Genomic DNA, 13,444 nt, shown 5'->3' on the forward strand with positions numbered 1-13,444 from the left:
TCTTCAAGCACATGGCACTGCTCCTCAGGTCTCAAGCCGCGACCGGCGGCCTCGAAACCATCCTCACTCGATGCTTCTCAAGGCTCAAGCGCGCGGCCTTGTAGGAAAGCCGCGCAGAGGTGCGGTGCTGGACAGGAGCGTTGTGCCTGACGCAGATGCAGCGGGCTCAGGCGATAGTGATGGCCGCGTGAGCCCGTTCCAGCAGGCGCTGGTTGCGCGCAGACAGCTGGCGAAGTTGCAGCTGCTTGCCGAACTTGCCGTAGCGCGCTGCCAGGTTTTCCAGGGCGGCGATAGCCGAATGATCGACCATGTGCAGGTGACGACAGTCGATATAGACCTGGTCCGGGTCGTTCTGCGGATCGAACAGCGCCTGGAAATGCGTGGTCGAGGCGAAGAACAGAGTGCCATGGGGCGTGTAGACGCGGGCGTCGTCGCTGTCATGGACATCGCTGCGCATGTCGCGCGAATGCTGCCAGGCGAAAGCCAGCGCGGCGATGAGGATGCCGCACAGCACGGCGGTGGCCAGGTCAGTGAAGACGGTGATGATGGTCACCGCCACGATGACCACGGCATCGTTGGCGGGCACTTTGCCCAGCACTCTCACCGAACCCCAGGCGAAGGTCTGCTGGGCAACCACGAACATCACCCCGGCCAGCGCGGCCAGCGGAATGCGCTCGATCAGCGGCGACAGGAACAGGATGAACAGCAGAATCATCACGCCACTGACCACGCCGGACAGGCGCCCGCGCCCGCCGGAGCTGAGGTTGATCACGGTTTGCCCGATCATCGCGCAACCGCCCATGCCGCCGAACAGGCCGGAGGTGATGTTGGCAACGCCCAGGGCCACGCACTCCCGATTGGGCTGACCGCGGGTCTCGGTGATCTCATCGGTGAGGTTGAAGGTCAGCAGGGTTTCCAGCAGCCCGACCATGGCCATCAGGGCGGCATAGGGTGCGATGATCTTCAGCGTTGCCAGGTCCAACGGCACGCTCGGCCACGTGAAGCTGGGCAGGCCGCCGGCGATGGTCGCCATGTCGGCCAGGGTTCGCGTAGGCAGGTGCAGCCACTGCACCAGTAGGCTGACGCCGATGATCGCCACGAGGGCGCCAGGCACCGCTTTGGTCAGGCGCGGCAGCAGGTACACCACGGCCATGGTCAGCAGCACCAGGCCGGCCATCACGCTGAGTTCATTGAGCGGCAGCCATTGACCGTCGTGGGTCTTGAAGTGTTCGAGCTGCGACAGGGCGATGACGATCGCCAGGCCGTTGACGAACCCCAGCATGACCGGGTGCGGCACCATGCGCACCAGCTTGCCAAGCCGCAGCAGGCCGAAGAGCGCCATGATCAGGCCGCTGAGCACCACTGTGGCCAGCAGGTATTGCACGCCGTGCTGCACCACCAGCGCGACGATGACCACGGCCATCGACCCGGCAGCACCGGAAATCATCGCGGGTCGCCCGCCGAGCAAGGCGGTGAGGGTACAGATGATGAATGCGCCATAAAGGCCCATCAACGGATTGACCTGGGCCACCAGGGCAAAGGCGATACATTCGGGCACCAGCGCGAAAGAGGAGGTGAGACCTGCAAGAACGTTGCGACGTATATCGGTTAAGGACATGCAATACCTTTCAGCACAAAAACACCCCGCGGCAGGAAGCCGTGGGGTGTGTCTATCGATTTTTTGGAAGGCAATCAGTTTAACAGCTGTTGCGAAGTGTGTCTGTCATGCACCCATGTCGAAGGTGTCGGGGTTGGGGCCCAGACGACCGGTTTGCGGAATATGAGCGATGGCTTGCAGGTCCTGATCGTCCAAAGTGAAATCGAATACGTCCAGATTCTGCGCGATGCGTTCCGGGTTGCTCGAGCGTGGGATCACGATGTACTGGCTCTGCGTGTGCCAGCGCAGGATCACCTGAGCCGGGGTCTTGCCGTGCTTCTCGGCGATCTGCGACAGCACCGGCTGCGAGAGCAGGGCGCCGCCCTGGCCCAGAGGACTCCACGATTCGGTGACGATGTTCAGGCCCTTGCAGAACTTGACCAGGTCGACCTGAGAGAAATCCGGGTGCAGCTCGATCTGGTTCACCGACGGTGTGACACCGGTGTCGTCGATGATGTGCTGCAGGTGGTCGGGATGGAAGTTGGACACGCCGATGGAGCGTACGCGGCCTTCTTCCTGCAGACGCACAAAGGCCTTCCAGGTCTCGCGATAGGCGTTCTTCTTGGGCAGCGCCCAGTGGATCAGGTAGAGGTCGAGCTGCTCCAGGCCCAGTTTGGCCATGCTCGCATCGAATGCGCGCAGGGTGCTGTCGTAGCCCTGGTCGGTGTTCCACAGCTTGGTGGTGATGAAGATCTCGTCGCGCGCCAGTTCGCTTTCAGCCACGGCGCGGCCCACGCCGGCTTCGTTGCCGTAGATCATGGCGGTGTCGATGTGGCGGTAGCCCGCTTTCAGGGCGGCGACACTGGAGGCATAGGCCTGGTCGTCGTCGAGCTGCCAGACGCCCAGACCCAGTTGTGGGATCTGGATACCGTCGTTGAGGGTGATCAATGGCGCATGTGGCATGGGGTAGCTCCTGGTAGCGGTGAGTCGATGGGATGTCGACCCGCCGCTACCGGGCATAGTTCATGTCAACGGATCAGACGAAGAGCATGGCCGGCTGCTCCAGCAAACGCTTCACCGCCTGGATAAACCGCGCCGCATCCATGCCGTCGACCACGCGGTGGTCGAAGGAGCTGGAGAGGTTCATCATCTGCCGGATCGCGATCTGCCCATTGACCACCATGGGCCGCTCGACCACCCGGTTCACGCCGACGATGGCCACCTCGGGGCGGTTGATAACCGGTGTCGAGGCGATGCCGCCCAGTGCGCCCAGGCTGGTCAGGGTGATGGTCGAGCCGGACAGCTCGTTGCGCGCCGCCTTGCCGCTGCGCGCGGCGTGCGCCAAACGGTTGATCTCGCCTGCGGTGAACCACAGGTCGGCAGCCTCGGCGTGCCGCAACACCGGCACCATCAAGCCATTGTCGCTCTGGGTGGCGATGCCCATGTGCACCGCACCGTAGCGCGTGATGACCTGCTGCTGATCGTCGTAGTGAGCGTTGATCTGAGGGAAATCACGCAACGCCACCACCAGGGCACGAATCAACAGGGGCAGCAGCGTCAGCTTGCCGCGGGTGTCGCCGAACTGGGCATTGAGGTCGGCGCGCAAAGACAGCAGGGCGGTGACGTCGATTTCTTCGACATAACTGAAGTGTGCCACCTGCCGGGTGGCTTCCTGCATGCGCTGAGCGATCTTGCGGCGCAGGCCGATGACGGCGACGCGCTCCTCGTCGGTGCGAGGTGCGCCTGTCGCTGCGGCCTGTGGCGTGCGGCTGCCGCTGAGGAAGGCGTCCAGGTCGGCGTGACGGATGCGCCCGGCCGGACCGGTGCCGCGCAGCAGGGCGAGGTCGATGCCTTCGTCGCGTGCCCGCTGACGCACGGCGGGTGAGGCGAGCGGTCGGGCACTGGCCTCGCAGGCGGGTTTGCCCGGCGCGGCGGTGGCCTTCACTTCGGCTCGGGCCGGCGCTGCGGCTGACGGTGTCGGATGGACGTCTGCTATCGCGTCGGCTTCATCGGGTTCGGCCGCCACCACGGACATATCGGCCTGGTGATGATTGCCGCTGCCTTGCACCTCGATGCGGATCAGCTCCGCCCCGACTGCCATCACCTCGCCCGGCACGCCACCCAGAGCGACCACGGTGCCCGCTACCGAGCTGGGAATCTCTACCGTCGCCTTGTCGGTCATGACGTCGGCCAAGACCTGGTCTTCACTGACGGCATCGCCGACCTTGACGAACCACTCCACCAGCTCGACCTGCGCGATGCCTTCGCCGATGTCCGGCATACGAATCACATGCGTGCCCATTCAGACCTCCATCACACGTTGCAAGGCAGCGCCGACACGCGTCGGGCCAGGGAAATAGGCCCATTCCTGGGCATGCGGATAGGGTGTATCCCAACCGGTGACGCGCTCGATGGGCGCCTCCAGGTGATGGAAGCAGTGCTCCTGCACCAGGGCCACCAGTTCGGCACCGAAGCCGCAGGTGCGGGTCGCTTCGTGGACCACCACGCAGCGCCCGGTTTTCTTCACCGAAGCGACGATGGTGTCCAGGTCCAGCGGCCACAGGCTGCGCAGGTCGATCACCTCGGCGTCGATGCCGGTTTCCTCGGCGGCAGTGACTGCCACGTAGACCGTGGTGCCATAGGTCAGCACCGTGACATCGCTGCCCGGCCGGACGATGGCGGCGCTGTCCAGCGGCACGGTGTAGTAGCCCTCGGGCACGGCGCTGGCAGCGTGCTTGGACCACGGCGTCACCGGCCGGTCGTGATGACCGTCGAAGGGGCCGTTGTACAGGCGCTTGGGCTCCAGGAAAATCACCGGGTCGTCGTTCTCGATGGCCGCGATCAGCAGGCCCTTGGCGTCGTAGGGGTTGGACGGCATCACGGTGCGCAGGCCGCAGACCTGAGTGAAGATCGCCTCCGGGCTCTGGCTGTGGGTCTGTCCGCCGTAGATACCGCCGCCGCAGGGCATGCGCACGGTCATCGGCGCACTGAACTGTCCGGCCGAGCGAAAGCGCAAGCGTGCGGCTTCCGACGCTAGTTGGTCATAGGCCGGGTAGACGTAGTCGGCGAACTGGATCTCCGCCACCGGGCGCAAGCCGTAGGCGCCCATGCCCACGGCGATGCCGACGATGCCGCTTTCCGAAATCGGCGTATCGAACACCCGGGAGCGCCCGTATTTGGCCTGCAGCCCTTCGGTGCAGCGGAAGACCCCGCCGAAGTAGCCGATGTCCTGACCGAAGGCGACGACCTTGGGGTCTCGTTCGAGCATGACGTCCATGGCCGATCGGATAGCCTGCACCATGCTCATGATGGCCGTACTGTTGTGCTGCTCGATGCGTGTTTCTGTAGGCATGTTCATGGTCAGACTCCCATCTGCTGACGTTGCCGACGCAGGTGCTCGGGCATGTCCTTGTAGACGTCTTCGAAAATCGTCGCGGCGCTGGCCACCCGACCGCTGACCAGGGTGCCGAACTGCTCGGCCGCCTTCAGCGCGGCGCTCACCTGGGCTTCTATCTCTCCATGCAGCGCGATGTGCTGATCCTCGCTCCACACACCTCTGACGATCAGATGCTGCTTGAGCCGCGCGATCGGATCGCCCAGCGGAAAGTGCTGGCCATCGTCGGCAGGGCGGTATTTGGAAGGATCGTCGGAGGTCGAGTGCGGGCCAGCACGGTAGGTGACCCATTCGATCAGGGTCGGGCCATGATTGCGTCGGGCGCGTTCGGCGGCCCAGCGCGAGGCGGCGAACACGGCGAGGAAATCGTTGCCGTCCACCCGCAGCGAGGCAATCCCGCAGCCCACGCCGCGGCCGGCGAAGGTGGTCGCTTCACCGCCGGCGATGCCTTGGAACGAGGAGATCGCCCACTGATTGTTGACCACGTTGAGAATCACCGGCGCGCGGTACACGTGGGCGAAGGTCAAGGCGGTATGGAAGTCGGCCTCGGCGGTGGAGCCGTCCCCGATCCACGCCGAGGCGATGCGCGTGTCGCCCTGGATGGCCGAGGCCATGGCCCAGCCTACGGCCTGCACGAACTGGGTCGCCAGGTTGCCGGAGATGCTGAAGAAACCTTCGTCCTTGTAGGAATACATGACCGGCAGCTGGCGGCCCTTGAGCGGGTCTTTCTCGTTGGAGAACAGCTGACAGATCATGTCGACCAGCGGCAGCTTGCGCGCCATCAGGATGCTCTGCTGGCGATAGGTGGGAAAACACATGTCGTCGTTGCGCAGCGCCAGCGCATGGGCGCTGCCGATGGCTTCCTCGCCCAGGCTCTGTATATAGAAGGACATTTTCTTCTGGCGCTGGGCGGTGACCATCCGAGTGTCGTAGATACGGGTGGTCAGCATCGCCCGCAGGCCGTCATGCAGCACCTGCTCGGGAATGTCTTCGGCCCACGGACCCTGAGCCTGGCCGTGTTCGTCGAGGACCCGCACCAGGCTCGCGGCCAGGTCGGCCGTGGCCTGCGGCTCTATGTCGACGGAGGGTTTGCGCACGGTGCCCGCAGCGCTGAGTTGCAGGTAGGAGAAATCGGTCTTGCAGCCGGGGCGGCCGCTGGGTTCAGGCACATGCAGCCTGAGGGGAAGATAGTCGTTCACGTCGTCACTACCCTTGATCTTGTTGTTGTGGGTGCAGCGCTAGGGTTGAGTCTAGTCGGCCTTGGCAGGCCGCTCGGAACTTATGCTACGGCGCGGCGACGGCGAAATCATGTCCAAAACAAGGCTTGGCAGCGCGTGTCTTGCATGAATCATGCGTCGTTGCATGACATTCAACAGAGTTCATGCGCGTTCCAGGCAAGCGCTTTGCGCAGCCCGGAAACGCAAAAACCCGCCGAAGCGGGTTTTTGTGGTGAAGCGGGCAGGGTGTCAGCCCAGAACGGCTTCCGCGCCTGCGAACAGCGGCTGCGCGGCGGAGCGACCGGTCACCAGGGACAGGTCGTCGACCAGAATGCGCGGCCCCTTACGCTGCTGCATGACGATGTCCAGCGCACGGCTAGGCTGCAACTCGACGTCGTCGAAGGTGATCATCTGACCCGGCTCCACGGCGCGCTTCATGATGGCATGGCTCATCAGGCCGATCGGAACATGGTCTTCGTGACGGTCGATGATCACGCTTTCACCGCGCAGTTGGAAACCGCCGATGCCACGGCTGATCAGCTCACCTGCCGGCATGGCATGCTTGGCGATGGCCGCGACGCCCACGGTGGGGTTGGTCGAGTTGTTCAGCAGGATGCCGCCGCCGTTGAGTACCCGACGCAGAGTCTTGCCCACTTCCAGCGAGCACAGGTGGAACGGGCGCAGCAGGGCGTAGTAGGGACCGGCGCCCAGTTTCAGATACTGCAGGGCCTGGCTCTGGATACGGTCGTGACGACCGACCAGGAACACACCGCCGGCAGCGTAGCCGCTGGGAATGACGTAGTCGACGATCGACTGACCCAGGCCATCGGCCAGGGCGCCGAGCACGGCGGCACTTTCATCGAGGTTGGTCGATGGCAGGCCTTCCATGCCCTGGCGGGTGATGGTCGCGCCGAAACCGTTGGCGACCAGCGCCTGCTCGATCTGTACTTTGGTGCCGTCGGTGAAGGAAGTGGTCTGCTCGATGCTGATGCCCTGGCGCGAGGACCAGTAGGCCATGTCCGCGTGGGTCGGGTTGTGGTTCAGGTAACCCTTCATGTTGCCGTACACCAGCGGTTCGAAGCCCATCATGATGGCTTCTTCACGCAGCGCGGCCAAAGAGCCGGGCTGATCGCCCTCGGCTTCGGTGATGAAACCCTGGCCGGCAAGGTAGGAACCCGTCGTCACCTGCAACTCGGCGTTCACCGTGATGACCCTCAGGCCGGCACTGAACGCGCGCTCGATCACCACCGTCCCGTGGCACACATCGCCGCTGCACTCGATCACCAGGTCGCTGTGGTCGATCAAATCGTCGAGCGAATTGGTGAGGACGCCGTCCAACGGAAAATTCGCCAACTCCCGTACCGGGCGACGGGTCAGGACCCGCGTCACCTGCACGTCCTTGTAATGCTTGGCCAGAAGCAGGACCAGGGCGCGTGCAATCATGCCGGTTCCGCTCACACCAATTCTGGTAACAGTCGTTTTGTCCATGGGGCGTACTCTCGAATAGTTGAACAGCAGGAAACGGCTAGGCACAACAGGCCGTCCGCGATCCCTGGTCGGGGACGGCGCCTGGGGTGTGCAGGTCCATCAGGGCACAGCAAAATCAGGTACAGGCAGCATCAGCGCAGCGGGAACGTCGAACTCATGCCCAGCTTCGAGTTCTCGCCGTCATGAATGGCCCGCTGCAGCAGTGCCAGGCGATCCTGAGCATTGCGACGACGGGCGAAATAAGTCAGTAGCGAATTGAAGATCTTGCGGTTCAGGCGGTACATCCAAGGCGATGCCAGCCACACGTGTTTATCGAACCAGGCCTGGTTGCGCGCCGAGTAGTAGGCGCGGAAATCCGAATTGCCGAGCAGGAACGACTCATAGATGTTGCGAGTGTTGGCCTTGTTGTTCCAGGAGTCCTCCAACTCGTCGATGACGGCATCGGTAAGCAGGTACAGGTGTCCGCCGTTGGCGGTGATGCGCCGGGTGTACTCGGTGTCGTCGACATACAGGACCAGCTCGCGACGTGGCACGCCGATGCTTTCGTACAGGCTGCGGTGGCCGAGCATGCCGCCGTAGGGCGCGAAAGGCAGGCTGAGCATGGCCGCCGGTTTGCTGCCGCGCTTGCCCCAGGGGCGACGACGCCACAGCTTGTAGGGAATCTGCGCAACGTGGAAACCGAAGTAGCTCGACGGCCGCTGGGTGGCGAAACGCTGTGGCACGCCTTGGGCGATGTCTTCCTGCTGGCCGGGGCGAAAACCCAGCACCGCGACCTGGGCGCTGCCGTGTACGCCTTCCAGGCGCTTGAGCTCGGCGTGCAGCAACTCGACAGCGGCCGGTGTAGGGGTATTGTCGTCGTCCATCATCCAGATGTACTCGGCGCCATTGGCCAGTGCAGCTTCTATACCCACCGCGTAGCCATTGGCCGAGCCGCTGTTTTCCGCCAGCTGGATCACCCGCACCCGGCCCGGCCAGCGCTCGGCCAGCTCGTCCACACGGGCGGTCGCGGCATTGCTGACGATCAGCACTTCGTCGATTTGAGCGAAGCTCAAGGCGTCGGCAACCAATTGTTCGAGGTAACCCAGGCGATCGCCATAGGTCACCGTGACGATGGTCGTGCCCTCTCTTGGGCAGGGCTGCTCTCCGGAAAACACTTCGAGGTAAGAGTAGCCATCGATGAGGATCGTCGAGTGTTGTTGATGTGTATCGACCATGTGGATGCCTTCGCTTGAAAAGAGGAGGGGGTTTGCACCGCCTAGGGGTTAACGCTATTTTCCGCGTGTTGCAGCGGAACGCATTGAAACGAATTCCAAGCGAGGCAATAACACTGCATGTTCTGTACTTGCACTCAACGACACGTTTGACACTTTTTGGATACACCGCACCCCACGCGATACCGGACTTAACTTCTCGTTATCGAAAGTTAAAGCTACCGCCGGTCCTTGCCTAAGCAGTGGGTCAACTCATTCATGTGCCTAAACGGCGTTTTCGCCAGAACGGCTAAACGCTCTTCTTGCCTTCGAAACGTCTCTGGAGCGAGGTTTTACGGGCGTTGAAGTGAATTTAAGGTGGCGTTGCCATGTAAGTCAATGCGCGGTGTCACGATTTTTGACAAAAATTTTACATCTGATCCTGAATTCTCCTAAGTTGTTGATTTGTAAGGTAGTCAATGTTTTGTCGTGGCGATCTGTCAATAATCCGCGCGCCAAAACGGCCGCGTCAAAAAACTAATTGCCGGTATTTAACTAGTTTTTCGGCAGTGCCGTAAGTAAATAATCAGGCACTTTCACGAAGACTTGCACGGCGCCAAAGTTTGAGGGATCCTTATTTCCGTTCGTCAGAGGCAGTGAACTTTCTTCGCGCCTTGCACATGACTGCGTTTGTACGTGATCCACTTCTTGGCGTGACCATTGGCACTCCGAGAGCGTGGGACGCCTGGCTGTGTGCGCCGTGCACGAGCACCGAACTTCAAAAGACTTATCAATCGTCGCGCCAGGCCGCGGGGTCATACCGATGTTGTTCAACTCGATGGTATTCATTGCCGGTTTTCTGCCCATGGTCTTGCTGGGGTTCGTCATGCTGGCGGGGACCGGGCGCAGGCGCCTGGCGGCGGTATGGCTGACCCTTGCCTCGCTGGTGTTCTACGGCTGGTGGAATCCGGCCAATGTCCCCCTGCTGTTGGGGAGCATCGTGTTCAACTACGTACTGGCGGGGCAATTATTGCGCACCCGTTCCAAGGCACTGCTTATCCTGGGGGTAAGCGCCAACCTGTCGCTGTTGCTGTACTTCAAGTACACCGGTTTTCTGTTCGGCAGCCTCAACGAAGCGTTCGGCTTGGGCTGGACATTGCAGAACATCACGCTGCCGCTGGCGATCTCGTTCTTCACCTTTCAGCAGATTGCCTATCTGGTGGACACCCATGACGGCGAGGTGGTCGAGCACGACTTCGTCAATTACTGCCTGTTCATCACCTTTTTTCCGCACCTCATCGCTGGGCCCATTACCCATCACAAGGAAATGCTCGAGCAATTCCGCGACGGCGACAACTTCCGGCCGCGACTGGTCAATCTGTCCATCGGCGCAACTGTTTTCTTCGTGGGCTTGTTCAAGAAAGTGATCATGGCCGACCCCATGGGCGAGAAGGCTGCCCCGGTATTTGCCATGGCCGCCGACGGTACGGTGCCTGCTGCGCATGATGCCTGGATCGGGGCGCTGAGCTACACCCTGCAGATCTACTTCGATTTTTCCGGCTATACCGACATGGCCATCGGGCTGGGGCTGCTGTTCGGCATCAGCCTGCCAGCCAACTTCAACAGCCCGTTCAAGGCGCGCAACGTGATCGACTATTGGTCGCGCTGGCACATGACGCTGACCCGCTTCCTCACCAGCTACATCTACAACCCGATCGTGCTGCGCATCACCCGTCGGCGCATGGCCGCCGGCTTGCCGATGCCCAAGCGCGGCAAGATGAGCCTGGGTACGTTCTGCATGGTGGTGGCTTATCCGACCGTGCTGACCATGTTCATCTCCGGTGTGTGGCACGGCGCGGGTTGGCAGTTCGTGGCCTTCGGTCTGGTGCACGGTTTCTACCTGGTGGTGGCCCATGGCTGGCGTGCCTGGAAAGCGCGTCGTGGCTGGGCGGTGGACAGCGATCGCTGGGTCCATCGGGTACCGGCGGTGCTGTTGACGTTCGTCTGCGTGGTGGTGGCGATGGTGTTCTTCCGCGCGCCCAGCCTGACCGGCGCCTTGGCGGTGCTGGGCGGCATGCTGGGTATGAGCGAACTGCCCACCCCGTTGGCACCCCAGCACCTGCGCAGCTCGATCATGATCGCGGCCCTGCTGGCGTTCGTCTGGTCGCTGCCCAACCTCCAGCAGTGGATGGGGCATTTCCGCACGGCGCTCAATGCCAAGCCGGATCTGCACTGGCTGCAGCGCCGAGTGCCTGCCAGCGCCTGGCAGCCCAGCGCGGCGATCGGCCTGAGCATCGGCGTACTGGCCTTTTTCGCGCTGGCCACTGCGTTTTCGGTGGCGCCCAGCGAGTTTCTCTACTTTCAGTTCTGACAGAACAAGGTGCCGACGATGGAACAGTTAGCCTGGCTTGCACAACACCCCGACCTGGGCGCGGCGATCACTTGCGCCAAATCATTGAGCGATCCTGTGGCACGCCTGCGCGAAGCCGCCCGGCTGGCCGGCTATCGTCGCGATTTCACCCTGACCCTGCGCCTGGATCGCCTGGCCAGGGAGGGCATCGATCTGCTTGCTCGTGAAGGGCAGTCGGCTGTGTCCGGTTTCACCCCATTGAGAATGGCCGTGCTGGCCTCGCACACCGTTGACCACTTGCTGCCGGGCATCCGCGTCGCCGCGCTGCAACGTCAGGTCGGTGTGTCGCTGTACCTGGCGCCTTATGGTCAGTATCGCCAGGCGTTGCTCGGCGACGATCCGGCGGTGAAGGCATTCGCTCCGCAAATCATCCTGCTGGCCCTGGATGCCCTCGACTCGCCTCCCGATTGCCCTCTGCATGCCAGTGCGCAAGAGGCCGAAAGCGCCGTGCAGGCGCGCGTCGCCGAATTGCGCGGGCTTTGGCGCAAGGCGCGCGAGCGCTACGCCGCTCAGGTCATCCAGCAGACTGGGGTGCCTGCCGGCCCGGCGCTGTTCGGACACTTCGACGCGCAGGTGCCGGGCTCGCCGCGGGCTTTGCTCGAGCGCCTGAACAGCGAGATTCGCCGCGCCGCAGCCGAGGACGGCGTGTTGCTCATGGACCTGGCCTGGAGCGCTGCCTGCGGCCAGTACGGTGACGGCCTGGCCAACCCGGTGCGCTGGCATCAGGCCAAGCAGCTGGTCAGTCCGGTCTGGGCACCGCTGTATGGCGACCAGTTGGCGCGCATTGCCGCCGCCGTGGTCGGTCGGTCGCGCAAGTGCCTGGTGCTGGACCTGGACAACACCCTGTGGGGCGGCGTGGTCGGCGACGATGGCGTGGACGGTCTGTACCTGGGGCAGGGCAGCGCCACCGGCGAAGCCTTTCTGGCCTTCCAGCACTACGCGGTGCAGCTGGCACGTCGCGGCGTGATTCTGGCGGTGTGCAGCAAGAACGACCAGCAGGTTGCCGAAGCGGCCTTCGGTCATCCGGAAATGGCCCTCAAGCGCAGCGATATCGCGGTGTTCGTAGCCAATTGGGAAGACAAGGCGAGCAACCTGCGGCGCATTGCCGAGCAGTTGAACATTGGCCTGGACAGCCTGGTCTTCGTCGACGACAACCCGGCCGAACGTGACATCGTGCGCCGCGAGTTGCCTCAGGTGGCTGTTCCGGAACTGCCCGATGACGTCGCCGACTACCCGGCGCGGGTCGCGGCGGCGGGTTACTTCGAGGCTATCGCCTTCACCGCCGACGATGGTGCGCGGGTGCAGACCTACCGGGCCAACAGCGAGCGTCAGGCAGCCATGGCCGAGGCCACCGACATGGTCGGCTACCTCAAGGGCCTGCAGATGGTCATGCAGGTGCGGCCCATAGGCGCTGCCGAGCGGGCGCGGGCCACGCAACTGATCAACAAGACCAACCAGTTCAATCTGACCACCCGGCGCTACAGCGAGGCAGAGGTGCAGCAATTGGCGGACAGCCCCGGCGCACTGGCGTTGAGCCTGCGCTTGACCGACAAGTTCGGTGACAACGGCCTGATCAGTGTGGTGCTGGCGCGTGCCGATGCGGCCTGCGCCAGCGACGAATTGTTCATCGACACTTGGCTGATGAGTTGCCGCGTGCTGGGGCGCCAGGCTGAACAGGCGGCCTTGCAAGTGCTTGCCCAATACGCCACGACCGCTGGCTACAGCGCCTTGATCGGCGAGTATCGCCCGAGCGAGCGCAATGCGATGGTCGCCGAGCATTACCCGCAACTGGGTTTCGTTCACCAGCCGAACCCCGATCCTGCCTCGACTGCCACGTTCTGGCGTTACCCGCTGGCGACCCCACCTCACTTCAACCACCACATCGAGATCCGTCATGACTGAAACCACTACCGTATTGCAGGAACTGACCGAGCTGTTCCGTGACCTGTTCGACGACGAAAGCCTGGAGCTGAACGACGACACCACGGCCGATCAGGTCGAGGGTTGGGACAGCCAGATGCACGTGATGCTGATCGTCGCCGCAGAGCAACGCTTCGGCATCAAGTTCCGCACCGCTGAGCTTGAGTCGTTGCGCAACGTCGGACAATTCGTCCAGTTGATCGAAAGCAAACGTTCCGGGAGTTGACT

The 13,444-nt window shown here is 62.9% G+C and carries 10 protein-coding genes; 3 read left to right on the plus strand and 7 right to left on the minus strand.

What is annotated here, in order from left to right; translation table 11 throughout:
• Positions 1–166: 166 nt before the first annotated feature.
• From BLV18_RS09625 to BLV18_RS09655, 7 genes are all read right to left on the minus strand, one after another.
• A complete protein-coding gene (locus BLV18_RS09625) occupies positions 167–1,618 on the minus strand; it encodes a SulP family inorganic anion transporter (protein ID WP_090358060.1) in 1,452 nt (483 codons plus the stop codon).
• Between the two features lie 105 nt (positions 1,619–1,723).
• Positions 1,724–2,560 carry an aldo/keto reductase gene (locus tag BLV18_RS09630; protein WP_090358062.1) on the minus strand — a complete coding sequence of 279 codons (837 nt, stop codon included), beginning with the start codon at positions 2,558–2,560 and terminating at the stop codon, positions 1,724–1,726.
• A 73-nt stretch (positions 2,561–2,633) separates the two neighbouring features.
• Complete coding sequence (locus BLV18_RS09635; protein ID WP_090358064.1) at positions 2,634–3,899, minus strand: dihydrolipoamide acetyltransferase family protein; 1,266 nt, start codon at positions 3,897–3,899, stop codon at positions 2,634–2,636.
• The gene (locus BLV18_RS09640) at positions 3,900–4,949 is read right to left on the minus strand and encodes an alpha-ketoacid dehydrogenase subunit beta (protein WP_090362174.1); all 1,050 of its coding nucleotides are present in this window, start codon (positions 4,947–4,949) and stop codon (positions 3,900–3,902) included.
• A gap of 8 nt (positions 4,950–4,957) precedes the next feature.
• Entirely contained in the window at positions 4,958–6,190 is a 1,233-nt protein-coding gene (locus BLV18_RS09645) for a 3-methyl-2-oxobutanoate dehydrogenase (2-methylpropanoyl-transferring) subunit alpha (protein ID WP_090358066.1), read from the minus strand.
• 267 nt (positions 6,191–6,457) lie between these two features.
• Positions 6,458–7,651 (minus strand): NAD(P)-dependent oxidoreductase, encoded by a 1,194-nt coding sequence (locus BLV18_RS09650; protein ID WP_049859749.1) that lies wholly within the window; start codon positions 7,649–7,651, stop codon positions 6,458–6,460.
• Positions 7,652–7,827: 176 nt separating this feature from the next.
• Positions 7,828–8,910 (minus strand): glycosyltransferase, encoded by a 1,083-nt coding sequence (locus tag BLV18_RS09655; protein WP_090358068.1) that lies wholly within the window; start codon positions 8,908–8,910, stop codon positions 7,828–7,830.
• A 799-nt stretch (positions 8,911–9,709) separates the two neighbouring features.
• Between BLV18_RS09655 and BLV18_RS09660 the strand changes: the two genes are divergently transcribed.
• Genes BLV18_RS09660 through BLV18_RS09670 form a run of 3 tightly spaced genes read left to right on the plus strand, consistent with a single transcriptional unit; the run spans position 9,710 to position 13,442 of the window.
• On the plus strand, positions 9,710–11,257 hold the full coding sequence (locus tag BLV18_RS09660; RefSeq protein WP_090358070.1) for an MBOAT family O-acyltransferase: 1,548 nt from the start codon (positions 9,710–9,712) through the stop codon (positions 11,255–11,257).
• 18 nt (positions 11,258–11,275) lie between these two features.
• Positions 11,276–13,198: an HAD-IIIC family phosphatase gene (locus BLV18_RS09665; RefSeq protein ID WP_090358071.1), complete on the plus strand. Its 1,923-nt coding sequence runs from the start codon at positions 11,276–11,278 to the stop codon at positions 13,196–13,198.
• Positions 13,191–13,442, plus strand: a complete 252-nt coding sequence (locus tag BLV18_RS09670; protein WP_090358073.1) for an acyl carrier protein — start codon at positions 13,191–13,193, stop codon at positions 13,440–13,442. The genes BLV18_RS09665 and BLV18_RS09670 overlap by 8 nt, the downstream gene beginning before the upstream one ends.
• The last annotated feature ends 2 nt before the right edge of the window (positions 13,443–13,444 follow it).

The organism is Pseudomonas coleopterorum, assembly GCF_900105555.1.
Classification (GTDB): domain Bacteria; phylum Pseudomonadota; class Gammaproteobacteria; order Pseudomonadales; family Pseudomonadaceae; genus Aquipseudomonas; species Aquipseudomonas coleopterorum.

Coding starts and splice junctions, on each gene's coding strand:
- BLV18_RS09640 (WP_090362174.1), bottom strand. CDS start 4,949: ATGCCTACAGAAACACGCATCGAGCAGCACAACAGTACGGCCATCATG.
- BLV18_RS09625 (WP_090358060.1), bottom strand. CDS start 1,618: ATGTCCTTAACCGATATACGTCGCAACGTTCTTGCAGGTCTCACCTCC.
- BLV18_RS09630 (WP_090358062.1), bottom strand. CDS start 2,560: ATGCCACATGCGCCATTGATCACCCTCAACGACGGTATCCAGATCCCA.
- BLV18_RS09665 (WP_090358071.1), top strand. CDS start 11,276: ATGGAACAGTTAGCCTGGCTTGCACAACACCCCGACCTGGGCGCGGCG.
- BLV18_RS09670 (WP_090358073.1), top strand. CDS start 13,191: ATGACTGAAACCACTACCGTATTGCAGGAACTGACCGAGCTGTTCCGT.
- BLV18_RS09660 (WP_090358070.1), top strand. CDS start 9,710: ATGTTGTTCAACTCGATGGTATTCATTGCCGGTTTTCTGCCCATGGTC.
- BLV18_RS09650 (WP_049859749.1), bottom strand. CDS start 7,651: ATGATTGCACGCGCCCTGGTCCTGCTTCTGGCCAAGCATTACAAGGAC.
- BLV18_RS09635 (WP_090358064.1), bottom strand. CDS start 3,899: ATGGGCACGCATGTGATTCGTATGCCGGACATCGGCGAAGGCATCGCG.
- BLV18_RS09655 (WP_090358068.1), bottom strand. CDS start 8,910: ATGGTCGATACACATCAACAACACTCGACGATCCTCATCGATGGCTAC.